Consider the following 22,388-nt stretch of genomic DNA (forward strand, 5'->3'; position numbering starts at 1 on the left):
TTTATAAAACCATCAAATTACAGCCTCGAATATCAGAATTATCAAAACGTCCCAACACTTCGAAAGAATGGTTGGGATATTTTTTACCCAAATCTTGTGTCGCTATAAACGAACAGGAGTTAATATTGGCTAAATCGATAACGTTTATGCCTCCTGTTTTTCCATAATCTACATAAGCTAAAGCGTCCTCGGTATCTCTAACTAGAATTTGCATCCAAGGAGGGCATTCAAAAAGACCATTTCCTAACGAATAAGCTTGCGACAATAATTCGGTCATGCCATATTCTGAATGAATGGCTGGTACGCCAAATCCTTTACACAGGATAGTGTGTAATTCTTCACGAATAATTTCTTTTCGTTTACCTTTCATTCCACCTGTTTCCATAATGATGGTGTTTTTTAGCTGAAATTGATACTTTTCAATAATGTCTAATAAGGCATAAGTGACACCAATTAATAGCACGTTTTGCCCCGAATTGTCTAGTTCATTTAGTTTTGTTGCTAATTCGTCCAAATTGTTTAAATAAAAGCCGGAATCTTTGTGATTGCTGCTTTTAATTAAATCATCAACCATATAAATTAGTGAAGAACCATCACGCTCTAAATAGGATGGAAGTAAAGCTAAAACACAGTAATTTTCAATGTTGCCATAGAATTCAGAGAAGGCATTGCGATAACTTTGCTCATAGATTGAAATATTAGTAACAAAATGCCTGCTCGTTTGTATTCCTGTTGTGCCACTACTTGTAAATGTTTCTTGTATTGTTTCGGTTGAACTAAGTATTTCGTGACTTTTAAAGAACTGAATGGGTAAAAAAGGAATATCGAGAATAGATTTTACATTGGATTTGTCTTTTTTTAGAAAACCACAAAAATCACGATAAACACTATTGTTGTCATATTGATATCTGAAAACTTTTAAGGTCATTTTCTCAAAATCTCTTTTGTTTGAAATAGTGAATAGGTTTTCCGTTGTCATTATGATATTATTTATTACTTGTTCTTGTGTTCTGCAAAAGTATAAAATAAAAAAAGCACCAACGCTAGGTTGGTGCTTTAAAGAATGTATTTTTTAAGAAAAATTATTTAACGACTAATTTTCTAGTGGCTGTTTTTCCTTCTTCAGTAATTTTAACAATATACATACCTGCGTTAAGGTTTGTAGTGTTTATAGTATTGTTGATTACTTTAGTATTGATTACTTGTTTTCCTACGATGTCAAAAATTTGAACTGTCATGTCTGCATTCGCTGCAGAAGAAAAATGCAACACATTTCCAGCAACTGGATTAGGATACATTGTTAATCCTTCAATAGCATTGAAAGAATTTGTAGATAGAGTTACATCTGCTAAAGAACGAGCAACAACTTGAGGTGTTCCGTTAAATTCTGCAACCAAAACTGTTATATTGTTTGTACCAGAAGGAACTAAATCTGTATTTACAACATAGTTTGCTTCAGCAAACATTGATCTAAAAACCATCGTTGTTCCATCAGAAATATTATAATTTGTGTTTGCAGCAAAAGTTGTAGTTCCGTTTCCGTCACTAAAAGTTACTCCATTAATTTGAACCAACTCACTTTCATAAGCATTAACGTCACCAGTAATGTTGGCAATGGTTACTACTTCAGGGGTAATAGTAAAAGTTGCTGTTGCTGGAGTAATATCTTCCAAAGGAACAATTTGTAACACTCCATTAAATGAAGATAATCTTCCTTTTAAGCCAGTCATTGCTTGTCCAATAGAAAAAGTATTAGTGATTGTTTCGCTTGCATCGTCAATTAGAATAGCAGCAGTAGCGTCTTGAATATACTTTTGATTTCTTGTAGCAGCCCCAGGTCTAGTATATGTTACCACAGCTTCACCTGTTAATTCGTAATAATCACCTTGTGTTCCAGCTCTCAAAGCAGCGATGTTAGAAACAGATGTAAAATTGGCTACAGAAAAACTTACTGTTGCTGTAACAGGAGTTGAAAGAGGAGCTCCCATGTTGTCAACTAATTCTAAATCTACAGTATAAGATTGGCCTGCTGTAGTTGGTACAGTGATATCTGCTGTGTCAAACTTATCAAAAGGAGTGCCGTTATTAATTTTATAAACAATATGTCCGTCTCCAGTACCATTTGCAACATTGAAGTTTGATATGTTTAAACTAACATTTGTACTAGTTGTATTAGGTGCTAATACAGCTGCAGGTGCAGGAGAAGTTACAGCTAATGTAGGGTCTGATCCGCAATCTGTACAAACAACAGACATGTCGTCCCAGTATACAATTCCTCCAGAATATGTTCTTAATTCAAAATAAAGTCTATCTGTTGTTGCTGGAGCTACTACGTTTGTGGTGTACTGCGTCCATGCACCACTATTATTGTCAAAATAAGAGTTGTTAGGTCCTCTTAATGCTCCATCCGTTGCTGCGTCCGTTATGTTATTAGTTGTAGCATCTCCGCCACTTCTCCAATATGACCAAATTCTTGCGTCTGTACCATCTCCCGATGCTAGATACCATAATGAAATAGTGTAAGTTTTTCCTGGCATTATTCCTAGAATGGTTTGTGCTAGTTTTTTCGTACCACCTGTATGCTTTGCAGAATATGTACCTCCATGAATAGATGTTGTTTCCTGTGCTATATTTTCAACTAATGTCCAAGACGTAGGTGTTGTAGGTGTATCCCAATTCTCAAAATCACCATTGGTTAATAGGTTTTGTCCAAAAATAAATGAACCTAATAATAAAGATAAAAAGTAAATTTTTTTCATTTTTTTAAATTTGTGTTTAGATACAAATATAATAACTATTTTTTGGTTAGCAGAAAATAGTGATGTGAAAAAAAAGTTAAGCTTTTAAAAATAGGGAGGTTATGACTAATTGATTATTAGTTTTCGAGTAGCAGAAGCGTCTCCTTCTTTAATTTTTACAATATAAACGCCAGTATTTAGTGCGCTAATGTTAATTTCTTTATTTGTAGAAATTGTTTCAAATACTTTTTTGCCCAAAACGTCAAAAATTTCAACTTTCTTTTCTAAAGCAGATTTTGAAGTAATATATATCTTCCCAGTATTTACAGGATTAGGATAAATAGTTAATCCCTCAATGGTTTCTTGAGTTTTATTCGAGTTACTTCCTTTAGGCTCCTGAGAATAAAGATTCACAGAAGACATCAAAGCACCGATAAGAATAATATAAAAGTATTTTTTTATCACTAACATAACTATTTGAGGTGTAAATATAATTAAAATATAAATAGCAATAACAATGCCAAATAAAAAAATCCCTCTTTTGAGGGATTTTTAACTTTTTATATAGAATTATATTACATACCTACAGTCCATCCTTGTGCCCAAGAAGGAGTTGCTTCGCTGTTTCCAGCACCAGTATTAGTTCCTTCTGTAATATATGTTGTGTTTGCACCTGCATACTCCGATTTAGTTGCAATAGTATTTCCAAAATAGATTGGGTTGAAAGTAATGTTCCCATTGTCTACATTTGCATTAGCTGCTGGATCAGATGTAGCATTTTTAATTTTAAGACCTTTTGCAAAACCATTAATATAGATGTTTTGACACGTCCAGTGACCCGCACCTTCTTTTAAATACATTCCATACTCGTCTCCGTTTAAAGCTCCTTTTAGAATTGTGAAGTTTTTTAAAGTTGCGTTTGTAGTTGGAAGTGCATTTCCATTATCTCCATTGTTAGAACCTTCAACTCCAGCTTTAGCAACATCTTTAATATAAACATTTTCTAAAGTTCCAGAGAAACCATCTGCGAAATCAATCGCATCATCTTCACTATGCAATGCAATTAGATATTTTCCATTAACTGCACCACCAAAGAATTCAATTCCATCATCGCCACTTTTGTAAGCTTGAATATATTCAAACACTGTACCAGAGCCTACACCAAATAGTGAAATACCATTAAATTCTTTGTCAGCGTTAAAAGCTGCTCCAGTATATTCTACTCTTAAATAACGGATAACCCCAGAGCTGTCGTCATTTTCGTTCCCACCATATATTAGATCTGAAACTTCTGCAGTTGCAGTTTCGCCATTAGATCCTCCTTTGTTTGTTTTTGCTCTTCCACAAATAACTAAACCTCCCCAGTTACCAGTTGCTGGATTTGCGTTTCCACTTGTCATAACAACTGGGTTTGTTGCAGTACCATTTACATATATTAAGCCGTCCTGTGCAACAGCTATGTATGAAGCTGTTCCTCCTGTAGCTTCAATTCTTGTGCCAGCTGGAATTGTTAAAGTTGCTCCACCTTTAACTATAAAGGCTCCAGTTAATTTATAAACTTGAGATGCGTTTAAAGTTACTGATTGGCCAGGTAATAATTCTCCTTTAAAATCATTTGGATTGATAGATACAGTTCCGTCAGTAGTTGTAGAATCATCACTTCTTGAACATGAAGTTAAAGCTAATACTCCAATAGCTAAAGTAGATAATAGTAGTTTTTTCATTGTTTTGTTGTTTAATTTTAACACTACAAATGTAGTTTGTGTAGTTAATTAAGGTTTTATCTAAATGTTATCTATATATTAAAAAAGCGAGTGATTTTTTAATAAAATCACTCGCTATATTTAAAAATTGTTAATTTATCGTTTAGAATGTGTATTTCATAGAGATACTAAAGTTTCTACCTTTTTTATAAGAATCTACTACTACGTTTTGAATGTCTTGTTTTCTTTCAATTGTTGGGTCGGTAATGTTTTTTGCGCTAAACCCAACACCAAGATTTTTATTGAATTTATACTTAAGTACAAAATCTAAAGCAATTACATCGCTATCAACTAAATCACCTTTTCCTGTTACTCCTAATGCATATATTCTGTCTGAAAAATAGGTTCCTGCTAAGGTAGCCGTCAAAGATTTTTCAGAAGAAAAGTCTTTGTTGAAACTTAAATCAGCATTAACTAATAAATCAGAAGCACCTGTTAATCTAGATTCTTTGTTTGTAAAAGCTACTGTGATTGCTCTTTCTGTTTCTCTTAAAACTTTTTCAGTATCTAAGTCCTGATTTGTGTGTAAATAGGAGATGTTTAAACCACCTGAAAGGTTTGTTTTTTGTTCATTTGTAGAGTTTTCTATGTTGATTATGTTTTTTCTTAATTCAAATTCTGCACCTATACCAATTGCTTTTTCTCCTGAATTTACCCAAGAAATATCATTTGTAGCAGAAGCAACTGTAGCTTCGTTTATTGGATTTAAAATGTATTTTCCAAAACCTGTTACAGAGATAACTTCTCCATTTTTTGGGAAATATTCCCATTTAAGGTCAAAATTATAATCAGATGAACTATATAGAAACGGATTTCCAAAGTAACTTTGTCCTACTTCTTCATAAAGGAAAGGAGCTCTTTCTTTAAATTGAGGTAAAGTATAAGTTTTACTTGCAGCAAATTTTAAATTTTGTTTTTCATTTAACTCATATTTTGCTGTTATAGAAGGTAAGTATTCCATGGTATCAAAATTCTTTTTCCCTTGTTTTAAAGAAGTATCAAATACAATATCTTGGATAATGTATTCTGAGCGGAAAGCCCCAATAACGAATAGTTTTTCTGAAAATTGATATTCTACAGCACCAAAACCAGCAGAAATTACTTGTTCACCATTAAAGTTTTGTGGAATTAATGCATTTGGATTTGAAAAATCACCTCTAAATGTTCTAATAGAGAAAAGTCCTGCATTAAGATTATTCTGGTTGAAATAATTGTCAATATAATTTAAATCAACAGTTGGTTGTGGTGTATTTCTGTTTACTGCTAAGTTGAATTGTGTAGCGTCAAAATTGATTTTTTTGTAACGAACACTATATCCGCCTATAAATTTTCCTTTATAGGTGTCATCTTCTTTTTTGCCAAATTTATAAGATAGAGTAAAATTTCCAGCTACTTCATCATCTGTCATTTCTTGAAAATACCTATTGTTATCAGCTTGGTTATTATCAGAAGCGATTAACGGGCTAGTTGGATCATCGTTTATGCTTGGTCTGAAAGTATTTTGCATTCGATCTGGGATTACATTTGTTAAGGTATTGTATGAAATCCCCCAGTCAAACACTGTTCTTTCATTAAACTTATGTTCACCTAATAATTGATTTACTATTAGTGATGTTTTGTCGAAAGTTGAACGACGAATAAAGCCACCGCCATTTTCTGCAACTCCATAAGCATCAAGAATACCACTAAATTCTTCATGATTTTGTGAAGAAGAATTAATAAACATTGAATTGAATCTAATATTATGATTGTTATTAATTTTGTAATTAATATTTCCTAAAAGATTAGAATTAGTTTGGTAGTCATATGATTTTCTATAAAGGTCTTTTACTGCAATTGCTTGCGTGTTAACGCCTCCTCTTCTTATTCCTTGTTTAAAAGTATATCCGTTGTCGAAAGAAGCATTTAAAAAGATACTTAGTTTGCTGTTTTCGCCAGTTTTGAATGACTTTCCGCCTCTAACATATAGAGAACTGTTTACTGGTGTTGCTGATTGTTTGTCCCAACTTGTATTGAAATTATAACCAGTAAGAGCATTGTTTGGAATAGGTTCGTTGCTAAAACCAAGGAATGTTGGTCCGTCTTGCAAGAAGAATTTATCTTCTGATATTGCGTTAGAGTTTATGCCAAAACCTGTTCCTATTTCTAAATCACCACTTCCTTTATAATTTTTTGACACAATATCAATATTTGCTCCTGCGAAATCTCCATAGTTTTTGTAATTGAATGTTTTATCAATACCAATATATTCTACAATATCAGTAGAGAATATGTCTAAACTGATATTCTTTTTAGATGGATTATTTGAAGGCAAAGGTAATCCATTCATGGTAGTAGAATTATATCTGTCACCAAGACCTCTTACATAAATACTTCCAGAACCTTCTTGTTTTGAAATACCTGTAGTTTTAGCTACAGCAGCAGCAACATCACTAATACCTTTTTTAGAAATTTCTTCTGCCCCAATAGCTTGCTTAATTTCTACAGCTTTTTGTTGTTCTTGTAATAAAGCAGTTTCACTTTCTTTTGTAACTGTATGCGTTACAACTACATCGGCAAGTTGCACGCCACTAGCTTCTAAGGTGTGGTTGATTACTTTTTTCTCTCCTGCCTTGATAGTAAAGGGAATTTCTTTCGTTTCATAACCAAGGTATCCGATTTCTAAAACATAGCTTCCCGGTTTTACAGATAATGAATATTTTCCAAGATCATCTGTAGATGTACCAATTGTAGTTCCTTTTATTAATACGTTAGCAAAAGGTAATGGTTCATTGTTGAATTCTTTATCTAAAATAACTCCTGATACAGTTCCTGTTTGACAGAAAGAGTATAGGCTAATAAATAAAAAGCTAAATAAAAATTGTAGTCTCATTTTGTGTTGTTGAATTTTGGTGCAAAGGAACTCCTGCAAGGTTATTATAGTGTTACTCCGATGTTATAAAAAAGTTTTATATATGTTAACTAATTGTAAAGTGATTAAATAATTGTTAACTACTTGAAAAATTTCATATTATATTTACCTTTACAATCGATAAAGAGAACTTTATTATTATGAAAAAAAGAGATATTAAGATTTTATTAGTTGACGATGAGCCAGATATATTAGAAATAATTGGCTATAATCTATCGCAAGAAGGGTATCAGATAGTTACTGCTTCTAATGGGAAAGAAGCTATTTCTAAAGCAAAAAAGGAGCATCCTAACCTAATAATTATGGATGTTATGATGCCTGAAATGGATGGGATTGAAGCTTGTGAAAATATTAGGAAATTGCCAGATTTTGAGAATACAATAATCACTTTTTTAACCGCACGCTCTGAAGATTATTCGCAAGTTGCAGGTTTTGATGCTGGTGCAGATGATTATATTGCGAAACCTATAAAACCTAAAGTGTTAGTTAGTAAAGTGAAAGCACTTTTAAGAAGATTAAAAGAAGAAGAAGTTGCTACAGATACTTTAATGGTGGGTGATATTGAAATTAACAGAGAAGAATATAAAATTATTCGTAAAGAAGAAGAAATAATCTTACCTAGAAAAGAATTTGAATTGTTTTATCTTTTAGCAACCAAACCAGGAAAAGTGTTTACTAGAGAAGAAATTCTAGATAAAGTTTGGGGTAATGAAGTTGTTGTTGGAGGAAGGACTATTGATGTTCATATAAGAAAACTTAGAGAAAAAATTGGTGATGATTATTTTAAAACCATTAAAGGGGTTGGGTATAAATTAGAAATTTAATGGGGGTAAACTTTAAAAAATCATATAAGTTCGCTGTTAAATCTGCTAGCTATATTACCATTTTTGCTTCAGGATTATTGTATCTATTAAATTATTTTTATCTGAAAGAAAGTTCTTGGATCGTTTTTTTTTTCGGAGTTTCATTATTTGCATTTTGTTTTTTTGTTCTACAATATAGAGTTGAACGATTTATTTATAGAAGAGTAAAGAAAATTTATGATGATGTTTCTTTGTTAGAAAATGCTTCTTTTAGAAATCAACCAGTTACTACAGATATGGCTACTTTAACTCGCGAAGTACAAAAATTTGCAAGAGATAAAAAAGTAGAAATTGAAACCTTAAAAATTAGAGAAGAATATAGGAGAGAATTTCTTGGAAATATCTCTCATGAGTTAAAAACACCCTTGTTTACAGTGCAAGGGTATTTGCTCACACTACTTGATGGGGCAATGGATGACAAAACAATTCGTAAAAAATATTTACAAAGAGCTGAAAAAGGAGTAGAAAGATTGATCTATATTGTCAAAGATTTAGATTTAATTACCAAACTGGAGGCAGGAGATATTAATTTGGCTCTTTCAGAATTTAATATTGTTGAAGTTATTCAAAGTGTTTTTGATTTGTTAGAAATGAGAGCTTCTAAGAAAAATATATCCTTAACTTTTGATGTTAAATACAAACCAATAAGGGTTATTGCCGATCAAGAAAAAATTCAACAGGTCATAACAAATCTTGTAATGAATTCTATTAAATATGGGAAACAAGGTGGAACAACTGAAATTAGTATTGAAGACTTAGTAAATAATAAAATCATTGTGCGTGTTACAGATAATGGAGAAGGTATTGAAAAGCAACACATCTCAAGGCTTTTTGAGAGATTTTATCGAGTAGATAAAAGTGGGGCAAGAAGTGAAGGAGGTTCAGGTTTGGGTCTTGCTATAGTGAAACACATTATCGAAGGACATGATGAAAAAATATATGTAGAAAGCCAGTATGGAGTAGGTTCTGAGTTTTCATTTACTTTGGAAAAGACCTAATAGTTTTTTCCAGCTTATTTTAGCTGAATGATTAACAAAACCACTGTATAGCGCAATTTCATCTAATTTTTCAATTTTAAAATCTTCCTGATTGCAATAGGGAGCAATGCCTTCTTTTTTAAATTTTTTCGCAAGATAGACTTGTTCGTATTGTCCAGGAGTTGGGATGAAAAAAGCTTTTTTGCCTAGATGTGCCAAATCCATTATAGTAGTATAGCCAGACCTGCATAAAACTTTGTTACTTTCGTTGAAAGCTATTTCAAGTTGCTCACTTTTCATGAAATTGTAATAGGTAATATTTTTTTCTACACGAATATTTTGCTCTCCTTCTATTATTCCTTTAACAAAAAGTGTTTTGTGAGGGTAATTCTTTAATTCAGAAATTATCTGTTCTTCAAGTAAAGTTCGTTGCGGTTCCGGACCAGACAGGACAATCAATAGTTCATATTTGTTTTCTGTAACTTTTTTGTGTAATCTGCTTAATGGACCAATATATTTTAAAGTATCAAAAGATTCTTCTAAATGACCTAATTTTCCTGATAAATTAGGCTTTTTCTCCATGTCTGGAATCCAGCATTCGGTATATTTTTTAATGTAAAATTGATGTAGTTTTGTGGTGAACCAAGTTGTGTTTCCTGTTAAAACGTTTAATTGATGTGTAATAAATACGGAAGGGATTTTGTTGGAAAACACTCCTAATCTGTTGTCTGAAATTAAACCATTAATTTGATATTGTTTTATGATTCTTTGTGTAGCTTTTCTTTCAGAATTTATGGCTTTAATTATAGTTGGAATTTGCGAGAATAATTTTAGTTTAAAATTTTTTCCTTTTTCGGCATATTTGATTTTGTATGAAGGAAGTTCTATTGCAATTAAATGAGGGAACTCTTTTTCTAGTAACTCCAAGGCAACTCCGTCTGAAGCTATTATGGGTTCGAAATTGTTTTTTTCAAGAGCTTTTATAATTGGAATGCATCTCGTTGCGTGACCTAAACCCCAATTCAATGGTGCAATTAATATTCTTTCTTTCATTTATTAAGTCTTACTAAGGGGTTTTTATGGCTGCGATAAACTGTTCTGCTAGTTTATCTTCATATTCAAAAAAGGATTCTTCGTTTATTATTTCTTCAGTTGTTTTGTGTTTATAAAGTTTCCATTTCTTGTTGTTATATTCAAGTGCTGTTAGGTTTTCAATCCAGTCTCCAGAATTTAAATAGATAGTCTCACCTTTAGAAGTTTTAATATGTTCTATTTTTGGTTCGTGAATGTGTCCACAGATAACATAGTTGTATTCATTTTCAATAGCTAACTCTGTACAAACGTTTTCAAAGTTAGTGATAAATTTAACAGCAGATTTTACGTTGTTTTTTATTTTTTTTGAAAGTGAATAAGGTTCCTTTTTCATTTTTGCTAAAACCCAATTTAAGAATCTATTTATTAAAATTAGCATGTCATAGCCCCAACCACCTAATTTTGCTAACCATTTTGCGTGTGTAATAGAAGAGTCGAAAACATCTCCATGAAAAAACCATGCTTTTTTACCGTCTAGTTCGAGTACTAGTTTGTCCAACAAGCTTAGGTTTCCTAAATGTAAATCGCTAAACTTTCTTAGAAATTCATCATGATTTCCTGTTAAATAATATACTTTTGTTCCTTTGGAACTTAAGGAAATAATTTTTTTTATTATTTTTAGATGACTAGCAGGGAAATAAGATTTTCTAAATTGCCAAATATCTATAATGTCTCCATTAAGAATTAAAGTCTTAGGTTTAATAGATGATAAATAAGCAAGCAACTCTTTTGCATGACAACCATAGGTTCCTAAATGAACGTCTGAAATGACAACGACCTCTACTTTTCTTCTTTTCAAAATATTTGTTTTTACAAAAAAAGAAAATTTATATTTAATTAAAGTTAATCCAAGATTATTAAAACTTTATTTCATTAATTTTACAAAAAATTATTATACATCGTGGGAAGTAAGAATAAACTTAAAAGATTTAAAGAAAACGAAACGTTTGCAAATGTTTTTCAACCAACAAGAGAAGAAGTTGTTTCAGAAAGTTTTCAATTGAAAGGGAAATGGAATAGCGATTTTTTTAAAAACAATAATCCAATTGTATTAGAATTAGGCTGTGGTAAAGGAGAATATTCTGTTGGATTAGCAGAACGTTACCCAAATAAAAATTTTATTGGTATCGATATTAAAGGAGCTCGTTTTTGGAGAGGAGCGAAAACAGCTCAAGAAAATGGAATGAGTAATGTGGCTTTCGTTAGAACACAAATTGAGTTAATAACGCATTGTTTTGAAGAAAATGAAGTAGATGAGATTTGGATTACTTTTCCAGATCCTCAGATTAAATATAAACGCACAAAGCACAGAATGACAAATTCGGAGTTTTTGCAACGTTATAAAAAGATTTTGAAACCTGAAGGATTGATGCATTTAAAAACGGATAGCGAATTTATGCATGGGTATACTCTTGGCTTATTACATGGTGAGGGACATGAAGTTTTGTATGCTAATCATAATGTATATCATAATGAAGGAGCACCGGACGAGGTTGTAAAAATTCAAACTTTTTATGAAAGTCAATATTTAGAAATTAATAAAGCAATTACTTATATTCAATTCAAAATTAAATAATTCATGGCCTATTTACTTCCGTTACTATTAGGGTTTTTCATTGCGTTTATAGGTATTATTCCTCCTGGAATGTTAAATATGATGGTAGCAAAACTTAGTGTAAATGAGAGTAAAAAAGCGGGTTTATTATTTGGTTATGGTGCTGGATTGATTGTTTTAGTGCAATGTTTTGTAGGGTTATATTTTGCAAAATTTTTAGAAAGTCACCCTGGAGTTAGTGAGAGTTTAAAGAAATTTGCCGTTTTTATTTTTATAATATTAACAGTGTTTTTTATTTATAGCGGTATAAAAGCAAAAAGACCAAAAAAGGAGGTAGAAATTAAAAGCAAGAAGAATCGTTTTTTTTATGGAATAATGTTGTCTTCCTTAAACATGTTTGCTATTCCTTATTATGTTTTTTCAAGTTTAACGTTGTCTTCCAAGAATATCTATGATTTTTCTACTATTTCCAATTTGCTTTTCATATTGGGTGCAGGTCTAGGAACGCTTTTGGTTTTCTATATTTATGCACTATTATTCAAGCGAATAGAGCATAAGGTTGGTTTTTTAATTCGAAATATAAATTTTATTATTGCTGCAATTACTGGGATTGTAGCAGTTTCTTCACTTTATAAAATGGTTGTTATTTAATTTTGGAAAAGAAAGAGGACAATAGAGAAAATTTTTTCGAACGTGTTTTTGACGTTGTGAAGCAAATTCCAGAAGGAAAAGTAACTTCCTATGGAGCAATTGCAAAAGCAATTGGGGCAGCCCGCTCAGCAAGAATGGTTGGTTATGCAATGAATGCTAGTCATGACAGAGAAGATATCCCAGCACACAGAGTTGTGAATAGAAAAGGTTTACTTACTGGGAAATTTCACTTTGAAGGGACTAACCTAATGCAACAACTTCTAGAAAATGAAGGGATTAAAGTTGTTGAAAATAAAATAGTAGATTTTGAAAAGCACTTTTGGGAACCTCTATTAAGTATTGAGTAATCGGTTTATTGTGTTCATTTAATATCTTTGTCAAAAAACTATTATTTTCTTAATTTTCAATTTCTTCAAAATTAATCCATCAAACAAATCATAAATGTAGTTTTATCATCTTTGTTTTGATAGGACAAGTAACCGCCATGAGCTTCTATAATATTTTTAGATAAAGTTAAGCCAATTCCAGCACCTTCTTTTCTTGTAGTGAAGAAAGGTAAAAATATTTTATCTTCAATTTCAGGATTTACTCCATCTCCAGTATCGGTAATAGAGAGGAATAGCCTTTTGTTTTTAGTTTCAGCTGCCAAAATAATTTTTTTAGCGGTTTTGCCTGCTAAAGCATAAATACTATTTGTTAATATATTAATTAAAACTTGTTCCAATTGTAATTTGTCAGCATTAAGCCAATGTTTAAAATCAATAGTGTTTTGGACTTCAATTTTCTCTTTCTTAAATAATGGATGCATTATTTCTAAGCCATTATTTACGATTTCTGTGAGTTCAACTTTTTCCTTTTTAGGTGTTGGTAACATAGCTAGTTTTCGGTAGCTTTCAACAAATTGCTGTAAATGATTACTACGGTTTAGCATGGTTTGCACACTTTGTTTCATGTCGTCCAAATCTTCAATAGAAAAAGTTTCTTGTTCAACGAGTTCCTTTAGGTTTTGTGAAAGCGAACGAATAGGTGTTAAGGAGTTTAGAAGTTCATGGGAAATGACTTTCATTAAATTTATCCAAGCTTCTTTTTCTTTTTTTTCAACTACCTTTTGAATTGAGTCGAGCAGCACAACATAGTATTCTTGATCGTACGTTTTTGTTCTAGAAGATTGCATTACAAATGTTTGCGTATCTTGTTGGTTTACTCTAATTTGTAAAGAAGTTTTAATTTCACTAAAATTTTGTTCTTCAATTAATGTGCAAAGTGAAGGAAATTGATTTTTAAGATAATGCCATTTGCTTACTTTTGGAACTTCAAAATGAGATGAAAAATAATCATTCATTAAAAAAATATTCCAGTCGTTTTTCTCTTTTTGTAGAATTAAAATGCCAGTTTCAATATTGTTTAATATGGAGCGATAAATAATGTCTTTAGAAATATGTTCATTCTGTTTGTTTTTTAAAGTGTCATACAATTTAAAAAGGCTTTTGTAATTTGCATGTGATTTATGTTTAGAAAAATCTGCAGAAAAATCATTTTGTAGAATAGCTTGAATCGTTTTGTCATAAAATTGAAAAGCATTTTTCAAGAAAACATATAATTCAATGACTAAAAAAAACATTAGAAACCCTATAAAAATTGCTGTATAAATTAATTCAATGTGTATTAGAAATAGCAGTATACCTAATGCAATCAATACAAGGAGTAATCGAAGAAATAATTGATTGTAAATTTTGAGAGAAGCAATCATGTTATGAAGTTATAATGTTATATTTTTCAATTCTTCTGTATAAAGCAGCTCTAGACAAACCTAATTCTTCTGCCGATTTGCTAATGTTGTATTCGTTTTTAACTAAAGCCTTTTCAATGGTTACTTTTTCAATATCAGAAAGCTGTAAGTCTTCCGAATTGCCTTCATAACGAGTTATAATTTCTAAATCTAAATCAGCAACTTTAATCGTTCCATTTTCACAAAGAATAATAGCGCGTTCTATTCGGTTTTCCATTTCGCGAATGTTTCCATTCCAAGCATGTTCTTCAATTTGATGAATTGCTTTTTCATCGAAAGTTATTTCTCCTTTTTCATATTTTAGGATCATCTTGTTTAGTAAAAAATCTGCTAATGGAATCTTATCTTCTAAGCGTTCTCTTAAAGGAGGTAGCGTTATTTCCATGGTGTTGATTCTATAGAACAAGTCTTCTCGGAAATTTTTAATAGCAACTTCTTGTTTTAAATCTAAATTGGTAGCTGTAATAATTCGAACGTTAAGTGGTCTTTTTTTTGATTCTCCAAGACGAGTCACCGTTTTAGTTTGAATAATTTGTAATAATTTTGCTTGAAGATGAAGGGGAATATTACCAATTTCATCTAGGAAAATGGTGCCATTTTGTGCTGATTCAAAACGGCCTGGAGTATCTGTTTTTGCATCGGTAAAAGCACCTTTCGCATAGCCGAATAATTCACTTTCAAAAATATTTTCATTTAGAGCGCCTAAATCCACATGAACAAAAGCGTTTTCTTTTCGATTAGAAACGGAATGAATGTAATGAGCCAACACATATTTTCCTGTTCCATTTTCGCCTAGAATTAAAACATTAGCATCTGTTTTTGCAACTTTTTCAGCAAGGGTATAGGCTTTTTTAATAGCAGGAGATGTACCAACAAAATAGGTGTTAATACTATCTTTTGCAGTGGTTTTCTTTTGGTGTTTTCGAGATTCGTCGACTCCTTTTTTAACAGATTCTAGTAGCTTGTCGTTGTCCCAAGGTTTCAAGACATAATCAAAAGCACCCGATTTTAGACCTTCGACAGCGGTTTCTACTTTTCCAAAAGCAGTCATTAGAATGACAGCAGTTTTTGGAGATAATTTCTTTATTTCTTTTAAAAAATAGAGTCCCTCTTTACCATCTTCAAAACCTATACGATAATTCATGTCTAATAAAACAACATCAACTGTGTTTTCAGCCAATAATTGCACAACATTTTTCGGATTGTTTAAAGTATGAATTGTTTCAAAATGTTTTTTAAGAAGCATTTTTGCCGAGAAAAGGATGTCTTCTTGATCGTCGATAATTAATATGTTGGCTTGTGTTTTTTTCATTTACTGTTCAGTTGTGTACAAATGGTGTTCGAAAATGAACATTGGTTTTTGTTTTTTAAATGTAAGTAATTGTTATATAGTGTTTTGTGAATTTTAAATTCTTGGCATGAAATTGCTACTATATCTAGAAAATTTAAAACATGGACACTGTCATAAAACGTAAAAATAGTAAAAAGAAGTTACTTTTAATAGTACCAATATTCATAGTTTTAGGCTATTTGATATTTGTTTCTGTAACCAAGAAGAGGAGTTTCAATGTGAAGAAGGCAGAAATTACTGTAAAAGCGGTTTCTACTGATTTTTTTGAAGATTTTATATTGTTTCAAGCCAAAGTTACTCCTTTGCATTCAATGTTAGTTAATGTGATTGAAGGTGGTGCTGTTCAAGAAATATATGTAGAGAATGGAGATTTGGTAACCAAAGGACAGCCGTTAGTTCGTTTGTATAACCCAAATACAGAGTTAACATATATGCAGCAAGAAACATCAATTATTGAGCAAATAAATAATTTAAATAAAGCCAAATTAGACCTGCGAAATCAAGAATTAAATTTAGCAAAAGACATAATTGCTATTGAGCATGATTTTTTAGATGCTAAGAATTTATACGACTTAAATAAAAAACTTTTTGAGCAAGAAATAATTGCTAGAAACGAATGGACTGTTACGCAAGAGAATTATCGTTTTCAAAAAGAACGAATGGATATTATAAAACAAAGTGTAACCAAGGAAAAACAGGCAAATCAAATTCAGATTGGTCAACTGAATCAATCAATAGGAATTATGAATCAGAGTTTGTCTATCTTAAGAAAGAATAAAAATAATTTTTTAATTATTGCACCACTTTCAGGAAGACTGTCTTCATTTGAGCCTATTTTGGGTAAAACATTTACTCAAGGAAATAGCATAGGAACAATAGACGTAATGAAGGGATACAAATTAGTAGCCGATGTAGATGAGTTCTATTTGAATAAAGTTTCAGAAGGGCAAACTGGTTCAATAGATTTTAATGGGAAAACAATAAAAGTTCAAATTTCAAAAGTAATTTCTGAAGTAAAAAACGGAAGGTTCATTGTAGAACTTATTTTTATGGAGAACGATGATTTAGAATTGAATCAAGGTATTTCTTTTGGAGTTCGAATCAATTTATCTGAGAAAACAAAAACCTTAGTGCTTTCAAAAGGAAGCTTTTATCAGGAAACAGCAGGCAAATGGATCTTTGTAATAAAAGGAAACAAAGCCGAAAGAAGAAACATAAAACTAGGTAGAGAGAATCCTTTATATTATGAAGTTTTAGAAGGACTAGAATCTGGAGATAAAGTGATAACATCGTCCTATAAAGATTATGAAAATATAGAAGAATTAAATATAGAAGAGTAGAAAATACTAATTACTAATAACAAAATTATGATAAACATCAACAAACTGTCTAAAGTGTTTCAAACAGAAGAAGTAGAAACAAAAGCATTAAATGAGGTTTCAATCACAATCAAACAAGGCGAATTTGTAACCATTATGGGGCCATCGGGAAGCGGAAAATCGACACTTTTAAACATTGTTGGTCTTTTAGATAGTGCTTCAACAGGAAGCTATCAACTATTAGGTCAGGAAATGTTAGGACTAAAAGAACAGGAAAGAGCTAAAGTTAGGAAACAAAACATTGGGTTTGTTTTTCAAAACTTTAATCTCATCGATGAACTTTCAGTGTATGATAATATTGAATTGCCTTTAATTTATAATAATGTTGCAGTTTCAGAAAGAAAGAAAAAAGTAGAAATAATTGCAGAACGTTTGGGAATTTCTCATCGTTTAAAACATTATCCACAGCAATTGTCTGGAGGACAACAACAACGTGTAGCTGTTGCAAGAGCATTGATAAACGACCCAAAAATCATTTTAGCCGATGAACCAACTGGTAATTTAGATTCTAAAAACGGAAATGAAGTAATGGAATTATTAACCGATTTGCATGCTCAAGGAGCCACTATTTTAATGGTGACCCATTCTGATTATGATGCTTCTTTTTCGCAAAAAACAATTGTAATGAAAGACGGAATGGTGCTTTCAGAAAGAAATAATTCTAAAAAAGTAGATGTATTAATTTCATAAAAAAATAAGGAATCATGACTAAGATAATTTTAACTCTAACAACATTTTTAGTATCACTAATCACATTTGCACAGGTTTCAGAAAATAGAGCTATTGCCAATTTTTCAAAATTAGATGTTTCAAATGCAATTGAGGTTTTTTACACTGTTTCAGATACAAGAAGTATTAAAATTGAAACAGACGAAAAAGAAAAATTAGAATGCATAAAAACTGAAATCGAAGATGGAACTTTGAAATTATATGTTGATGCAAAAAAATATAAAAAGGAAGGTAATAATAGAAAACGTTCAAAGGGAAAAGGCGTACGATGGGTAAATGGAGTAGAATTTACATTATTAAGAATTACTGTTTTTGGCCCTAATTTAAATGCGATTAAAGTAAGTACTTCATCAAACCTAAAATTTCAAAACACAAATAAATCATCAAATCTTGAAATAAAAACAAATGCATCCGGAAGTATTACAGGAATGTTTGAATGTGATAATGCACAGATTGCAATTTCATCAAGTGGTTTAATAAATGCATCAATACATACAAGTACTATCTCTATAGATGCAAGTAGTTCAGGGTTAGTTGTTTTAAAAGGAAAAGCAAAAAAAGGCACTATAAAATCTAGTAGTTCGGCAAGTTGTAAATTAAACGACTTTGAGGTTCAAGAAGCAACGATTGAAGCAACAAGCTCATCAAGTGTAAAAGTTAATGTTTCAAGTGTATTAATGGCAAAAGCAACGTCAAGTGGTTCCATTCATTATTATGGTAACCCATCAGTAACAAAAAAAGAAAGTTCATCGGGTTCTGTTATTCAAAAAACGCATTAAAGTATCTGTATATGTTAAAACAGAATTCCAGGAGTAGTATAAAAAATCAAAAATCGAACAGCTATGTTAAAAAATTGGACACGTATATTTTTATTTCATATTAAAAACAATAAACTCTTTACATTTCTTAATATTTTAGGATTAAGTATTGGAATTGCAGGACTAATATTTGCTACACTATATTGGAACGACGAACAAAGCTATAATAATTGGAATCCTGAAAAAGAAAAAGTACATCAAGTTGTTAGCGATTTAGGAAACGATTTAGTTTGGGGATATACAGCAAGCCCGTTAGGTAAATATTTAGGAGAAATTCCCGAAATAGAGTCGCATTGCTATTTTAATACGTGGTATTATAATGAAATAATAACCTACAAAGGGAAAAAGGAATTAATTGAAAAAATATTTGATGCACAAAATAATTTCTTTGATTTTTTTCCTTTCGAATTCATTAAAGGAAACGGTAAAGTTGCCATTCAAGACAATACAAGTATTGCGCTTTCAGAAGAAGTTGCACAACGACTCTTTGGAAAAGAAGAAGCAATGGGGAAACAAGTGCAATATTCGGGTAGGACATTAGTCGTTAGAGGTATTTATAAAATCAATAAAAAATCATCAATTGCTCCAGAAGCGGTAACGAATATTATTGATAAACAATTAGAAGAAAATAGGGAGCAATGGGGTAATTTTAATTTTGGATTATTACTAAAATTAAAAGATACCTCACAAAAAACAAAAGTTGAGGAAGCTTTAAATAGATTGTTTTTCAAATATAAAATGTCAAGAGAAGCAGAAAATGAAGGTATCTCCACAGAAGAATATGTAAAGTTGTATGGGACAATAAATAACATTCTAGAACCTTTAGCTTCTGCCCGATTACATTCTAAGACACATGGTTATCCAGAAGGAAATGGGAACTATCAGACGTTAATGATACTGGTGGGATTGTCTTTTTTAATCCTATTACTTTCTGTAGTTAATTATGTCAATTTAGCAACAGCAAATGCAATAAAAAGAGCTAAAGAAGTGGGTGTTCGAAAGATAATGGGTGCCACAAAGAACAATATTATTCACCAATTCGTATTTGAAACTATAATAATAGTTTTGTTTGCAGTAGTAATATCTTTAGTAATAGTTGAACTATCATTGCCCTATTATAATGTTTTTTTAGAAAAAGAGTTAATCATTCACGGAAGTCAATTTTATATACAGATTTTTTCAATTTTTATTATAACGGTAATCGTAGCAGGGATATTTCCTGCAATTTATGTGTCTAATTTTGAAACATTGAAAGTTTTAAAAGGAAATTTTGGAAGAAGCAAAAGCGGAGTATGGTTAAGAAACGGAATGCTAATTATTCAATTTGCAATTGCTACATTTTTTATAGTTGGATCTTATATTGTTTATGAACAAGTACAGTTTATGTTAAATAAAGACTTAGGATTTCAAGGAGAGCAAGTTTTAGAAATCTCCTACAGAAACCCTTATGATTATAAAGAAGAAAACTATAGGCAAAAATTAATTTCTCGCTATAATGCTATAAAGCAAGAAGTTGCTAAGATTAAAGGAGTGAAACAAGTTTCGACAGGTGCATTTAAATTTGGAAACGGAGCAACATCATCTTCGAGTTATGTTTATAAAGGAACAAATATACAAGGTCAAAATATGGCAGTAGATTTTGGAATGCTTGAAATGATGAAGACTAATGTTATAGAAGGAAGGTTTTTTAGTGAAAAATTCGCTTCAGACACTATAAACTCGATGATGATTAATGAGACAACATTAAAAATGATGAATGAAAAAAAACCAATTGGTAAAACGGTTGAATGGAATGGGAATAAATTGAAAATTATTGGAGTAGTGAAAGATTTTCATTTATATGGACCACAAGCTGAAATTCCACCAATGTCATTCTTTCATTTTAAAACAATCGATTGGATGCTTCAAAATGTGAATACCATTTACGTAAAAGTAGAACCAGAAAACCTAGAGGAAACCATTAGTAATATTGAGGAATTTTGGACTAAAAAAGTAGATGCAGAGTATCCTTTTAGTTATGATTTTGTAGATAAAAGTTATGCTAGAACTTTCGAAAAGTTTATAAAAATGAAAAATCTATTTTCATTACTAAATATTGTTGTGGTACTGATAGCTTTGTTCGGGCTTTTTGCATTAGCAAGTTATTCTATTCAAAGGAGAATGAAAGAAATTGCCATTAGAAAGACTCTTGGAGCAGAAACCAATATACTTCTTAAAGAACTCTCAAAACAATATATTGTATTTTGTGTTGTTGGTTTTATGGTAGCTTTATTGCCTGCCTATTATTTGTTGCAACTATGGCTAGAAGATTTTGCTTACCGAATAAACATCTCATTTGTGCCTTTCTTGGTTAGTTTCTTAATTTTATTAAGCTTAACGCTAATTGTTGTGCTTTCTAGAGCTTACAAAGCAACAAGAGTAGATGTTTTAAAATATTTAAAATATGAGTAGAGTAATTATAGCTTCAATGTTTTTATTATTTAGTTTTTTTGTAAAAGGCCAAGAAAATTCTTGGTCTTTACAAAAATGTGTAGGTATTGGATTAGAGAACAATATTCAAATAAAAATCAATTTACTAGAAATAAAAAAGACACAGAAAGCAAAGAATAGTTTTGCTAATGAAATTTTACCGACGATAAACCTGTTTGGGAATCAGACTTATAATTTTGGTTCGACTATTGATCCTTCAACTAATGGAAGAGTTAGTTCTAATATTCAATATGATAACTTCTATTTGAACGCTCAAATGAATTTGCTAGATTTTAATAAAATAGCCAATATTCAAAGAGATAAAATAAATATCGAGATCGCAAAAGCAGAAAAAGAAGTAATAGAAAATGAATATAAACTTCAAATATTAGAAAGCTATTATCAAGCATTATTCACGCAAGAATTATTAGAAATTCAAAAACAACAAGTAGAAAACTCAAAAAACAATCTAGAAAGAATACGAAAGGAAGTAAGTTTAGGAAGTAAACCTAAAAGCGATTTATACGATATTCAGTTTCTTTTTGCAAAGGAAGAAAAACAAATGATAGAAACGGAACAATTATATACCATACAAAAAACCGAATTATTTCAGTTAATTAATTTCACCAATCTTTCAATGGAAAAAATAATTTTAGACAAGAATATTATAAAAACTGAATATGAAACTAATTTAGAGGACATCAATAACCCCAAAATAGCAGTTGCAAAGCTAAACTATGATAAAAACAACAGAGAAATTAAAGTGCAAAGAGGTTTAGCACTACCCACGCTTTCAGCATTTTATCAAATATCATCATTCTATTATAAACCATTAAACCAACAAGGCGTAATGGTAGAATCGTTTAATAATCAAATAGGAAACAATAAGAACCAACAAATTGGCCTACAATTAAACGTTCCTATCTTCAATGGGTTTAAAAATAATAAAAGAGTAAGCGTTGCTAAGTTAGAAAGTGAAAAATCGAATTTATTGATAACTCAAGAAACTCAAAAAGTGAAACAACAAATTGAAATAGAGAGGAATAATTTAAGCAATTTTTACCAACTGCAAGAAAAATTAAGTAAGGTTGAAGATTTTGCAAATCAATCTTTTAACACAACCCAAGCGAAATTTGCGTCAGGAAAAGCAGATGCATTCAGTTATGCATCTTCCAAAAATAATTTGCTTTCATCAGTATATGATGTCCTAAAAAACCAATTACAAATTCAATTTACTCAATTAAAAATGAATCTCATACAGTTCAATGAGCTCTAAAAACAAATAATAAGTTTTTTCTATTCC

Annotated in this window: 19 protein-coding genes; 10 read left to right on the forward strand and 9 right to left on the reverse strand. The window is 30.9% G+C overall.

Annotated features, from left to right (window positions below; translation table 11 throughout):
• Position 1: 1 nt before the first annotated feature.
• From ACZ49Z_RS08540 to ACZ49Z_RS08560, 5 genes are all read right to left on the reverse strand, one after another.
• On the reverse strand, positions 2-982 hold the full coding sequence (locus ACZ49Z_RS08540; protein WP_464308057.1) for a LuxE/PaaK family acyltransferase: 981 nt from the start codon (positions 980-982) through the stop codon (positions 2-4).
• Positions 983-1,082: 100 nt separating this feature from the next.
• Entirely contained in the window at positions 1,083-2,759 is a 1,677-nt protein-coding gene (locus ACZ49Z_RS08545) for a T9SS type A sorting domain-containing protein (protein ID WP_464307750.1), read from the reverse strand.
• Between the two features lie 105 nt (positions 2,760-2,864).
• Complete coding sequence (locus ACZ49Z_RS08550) at positions 2,865-3,209, reverse strand: T9SS type A sorting domain-containing protein (protein WP_464307751.1); 345 nt, start codon at positions 3,207-3,209, stop codon at positions 2,865-2,867.
• Between the two features lie 104 nt (positions 3,210-3,313).
• Positions 3,314-4,462 carry a hypothetical protein gene (locus ACZ49Z_RS08555; RefSeq protein ID WP_464307752.1) on the reverse strand — a complete coding sequence of 383 codons (1,149 nt, stop codon included), beginning with the start codon at positions 4,460-4,462 and terminating at the stop codon, positions 3,314-3,316.
• Positions 4,463-4,604: 142 nt separating this feature from the next.
• Positions 4,605-7,373, reverse strand: coding sequence for a TonB-dependent receptor (locus ACZ49Z_RS08560; protein ID WP_464307753.1), 2,769 nt, complete (start codon positions 7,371-7,373; stop codon positions 4,605-4,607).
• 179 nt (positions 7,374-7,552) lie between these two features.
• On the opposite strand from ACZ49Z_RS08560, the gene ACZ49Z_RS08565 reads away from it, so the two are divergent.
• Together ACZ49Z_RS08565 and ACZ49Z_RS08570 are read left to right on the forward strand one after the other, a co-directional pair.
• Positions 7,553-8,236, forward strand: coding sequence for a response regulator transcription factor (locus ACZ49Z_RS08565; RefSeq protein ID WP_464307754.1), 684 nt, complete (start codon positions 7,553-7,555; stop codon positions 8,234-8,236).
• On the forward strand, positions 8,236-9,273 hold the full coding sequence (locus ACZ49Z_RS08570) for a sensor histidine kinase (protein WP_464307755.1): 1,038 nt from the start codon (positions 8,236-8,238) through the stop codon (positions 9,271-9,273). The genes ACZ49Z_RS08565 and ACZ49Z_RS08570 overlap by 1 nt, the downstream gene beginning before the upstream one ends.
• Here the strand turns inward: ACZ49Z_RS08570 and ACZ49Z_RS08575 are convergent.
• Positions 9,250-10,305 carry a glycosyltransferase gene (locus tag ACZ49Z_RS08575; RefSeq protein ID WP_464307756.1) on the reverse strand — a complete coding sequence of 352 codons (1,056 nt, stop codon included), beginning with the start codon at positions 10,303-10,305 and terminating at the stop codon, positions 9,250-9,252. The two genes, ACZ49Z_RS08570 and ACZ49Z_RS08575, sit on opposite strands and share 24 nt — an antisense overlap.
• Positions 10,306-10,318: 13 nt before the next feature.
• Entirely contained in the window at positions 10,319-11,143 is an 825-nt protein-coding gene (locus ACZ49Z_RS08580; protein ID WP_464307757.1) for a UDP-2,3-diacylglucosamine diphosphatase, read from the reverse strand.
• 102 nt (positions 11,144-11,245) lie between these two features.
• Between ACZ49Z_RS08580 and trmB the strand changes: the two genes are divergently transcribed.
• Genes trmB through ACZ49Z_RS08595 form a run of 3 tightly spaced genes read left to right on the forward strand, consistent with a single transcriptional unit; the run spans position 11,246 to position 12,897 of the window.
• Positions 11,246-11,920, forward strand: coding sequence for a tRNA (guanosine(46)-N7)-methyltransferase TrmB (gene trmB, locus ACZ49Z_RS08585; RefSeq protein WP_464307758.1), 675 nt, complete (start codon positions 11,246-11,248; stop codon positions 11,918-11,920).
• A 3-nt stretch (positions 11,921-11,923) separates the two neighbouring features.
• Positions 11,924-12,550 carry a LysE family transporter gene (locus ACZ49Z_RS08590; RefSeq protein WP_464307759.1) on the forward strand — a complete coding sequence of 209 codons (627 nt, stop codon included), beginning with the start codon at positions 11,924-11,926 and terminating at the stop codon, positions 12,548-12,550.
• A gap of 2 nt (positions 12,551-12,552) precedes the next feature.
• Entirely contained in the window at positions 12,553-12,897 is a 345-nt protein-coding gene (locus ACZ49Z_RS08595; RefSeq protein WP_464307760.1) for an MGMT family protein, read from the forward strand.
• 71 nt (positions 12,898-12,968) lie between these two features.
• Here ACZ49Z_RS08595 and ACZ49Z_RS08600 read toward each other — a convergent pair whose 3' ends face one another.
• Positions 12,969-14,171: a sensor histidine kinase gene (locus ACZ49Z_RS08600; protein ID WP_464307761.1), complete on the reverse strand. Its 1,203-nt coding sequence runs from the start codon at positions 14,169-14,171 to the stop codon at positions 12,969-12,971.
• Between the two features lie 130 nt (positions 14,172-14,301).
• Positions 14,302-15,651 (reverse strand): sigma-54-dependent transcriptional regulator, encoded by a 1,350-nt coding sequence (locus ACZ49Z_RS08605; RefSeq protein WP_464307762.1) that lies wholly within the window; start codon positions 15,649-15,651, stop codon positions 14,302-14,304.
• Positions 15,652-15,791: 140 nt separating this feature from the next.
• On the opposite strand from ACZ49Z_RS08605, the gene ACZ49Z_RS08610 reads away from it, so the two are divergent.
• From ACZ49Z_RS08610 to ACZ49Z_RS08630, 5 genes are all read left to right on the forward strand, one after another.
• A complete protein-coding gene (locus ACZ49Z_RS08610; RefSeq protein WP_464307763.1) occupies positions 15,792-17,030 on the forward strand; it encodes an efflux RND transporter periplasmic adaptor subunit in 1,239 nt (412 codons plus the stop codon).
• A 27-nt stretch (positions 17,031-17,057) separates the two neighbouring features.
• Complete coding sequence (locus ACZ49Z_RS08615) at positions 17,058-17,759, forward strand: ABC transporter ATP-binding protein (protein WP_464307764.1); 702 nt, start codon at positions 17,058-17,060, stop codon at positions 17,757-17,759.
• Between the two features lie 14 nt (positions 17,760-17,773).
• Positions 17,774-18,577, forward strand: a complete 804-nt coding sequence (locus tag ACZ49Z_RS08620) for a GIN domain-containing protein (protein ID WP_464307765.1) — start codon at positions 17,774-17,776, stop codon at positions 18,575-18,577.
• A 63-nt stretch (positions 18,578-18,640) separates the two neighbouring features.
• Positions 18,641-21,067 carry an ABC transporter permease gene (locus ACZ49Z_RS08625; protein WP_464307766.1) on the forward strand — a complete coding sequence of 809 codons (2,427 nt, stop codon included), beginning with the start codon at positions 18,641-18,643 and terminating at the stop codon, positions 21,065-21,067.
• Positions 21,060-22,361: a TolC family protein gene (locus tag ACZ49Z_RS08630; RefSeq protein WP_464307767.1), complete on the forward strand. Its 1,302-nt coding sequence runs from the start codon at positions 21,060-21,062 to the stop codon at positions 22,359-22,361. The genes ACZ49Z_RS08625 and ACZ49Z_RS08630 overlap by 8 nt, the downstream gene beginning before the upstream one ends.
• The last annotated feature ends 27 nt before the right edge of the window (positions 22,362-22,388 follow it).

The sequence above is a fragment of the Flavobacterium sp. KY-23415 genome (assembly GCF_055384985.1).

Bases quoted from the DNA above. Each gene is read 5' to 3' on its own strand.
- ACZ49Z_RS08575 (WP_464307756.1), bottom strand. From the start codon at position 10,305: ATGAAAGAAAGAATATTAATTGCACCATTGAATTGGGGTTTAGGTCAC.
- ACZ49Z_RS08600 (WP_464307761.1), bottom strand. From the start codon at position 14,171: ATGTTTTTTTTAGTCATTGAATTATATGTTTTCTTGAAAAATGCTTTT.
- ACZ49Z_RS08545 (WP_464307750.1), bottom strand. From the start codon at position 2,759: ATGAAAAAAATTTACTTTTTATCTTTATTATTAGGTTCATTTATTTTT.
- ACZ49Z_RS08605 (WP_464307762.1), bottom strand. From the start codon at position 15,651: ATGAAAAAAACACAAGCCAACATATTAATTATCGACGATCAAGAAGAC.
- ACZ49Z_RS08555 (WP_464307752.1), bottom strand. From the start codon at position 4,462: ATGAAAAAACTACTATTATCTACTTTAGCTATTGGAGTATTAGCTTTA.
- ACZ49Z_RS08560 (WP_464307753.1), bottom strand. From the start codon at position 7,373: ATGAGACTACAATTTTTATTTAGCTTTTTATTTATTAGCCTATACTCT.
- ACZ49Z_RS08630 (WP_464307767.1), top strand. From the start codon at position 21,060: ATGAGTAGAGTAATTATAGCTTCAATGTTTTTATTATTTAGTTTTTTT.
- ACZ49Z_RS08570 (WP_464307755.1), top strand. From the start codon at position 8,236: ATGGGGGTAAACTTTAAAAAATCATATAAGTTCGCTGTTAAATCTGCT.
- ACZ49Z_RS08615 (WP_464307764.1), top strand. From the start codon at position 17,058: ATGATAAACATCAACAAACTGTCTAAAGTGTTTCAAACAGAAGAAGTA.
- ACZ49Z_RS08550 (WP_464307751.1), bottom strand. From the start codon at position 3,209: ATGTTAGTGATAAAAAAATACTTTTATATTATTCTTATCGGTGCTTTG.
- ACZ49Z_RS08620 (WP_464307765.1), top strand. From the start codon at position 17,774: ATGACTAAGATAATTTTAACTCTAACAACATTTTTAGTATCACTAATC.
- ACZ49Z_RS08625 (WP_464307766.1), top strand. From the start codon at position 18,641: ATGTTAAAAAATTGGACACGTATATTTTTATTTCATATTAAAAACAAT.
- ACZ49Z_RS08610 (WP_464307763.1), top strand. From the start codon at position 15,792: ATGGACACTGTCATAAAACGTAAAAATAGTAAAAAGAAGTTACTTTTA.
- ACZ49Z_RS08590 (WP_464307759.1), top strand. From the start codon at position 11,924: ATGGCCTATTTACTTCCGTTACTATTAGGGTTTTTCATTGCGTTTATA.
- ACZ49Z_RS08565 (WP_464307754.1), top strand. From the start codon at position 7,553: ATGAAAAAAAGAGATATTAAGATTTTATTAGTTGACGATGAGCCAGAT.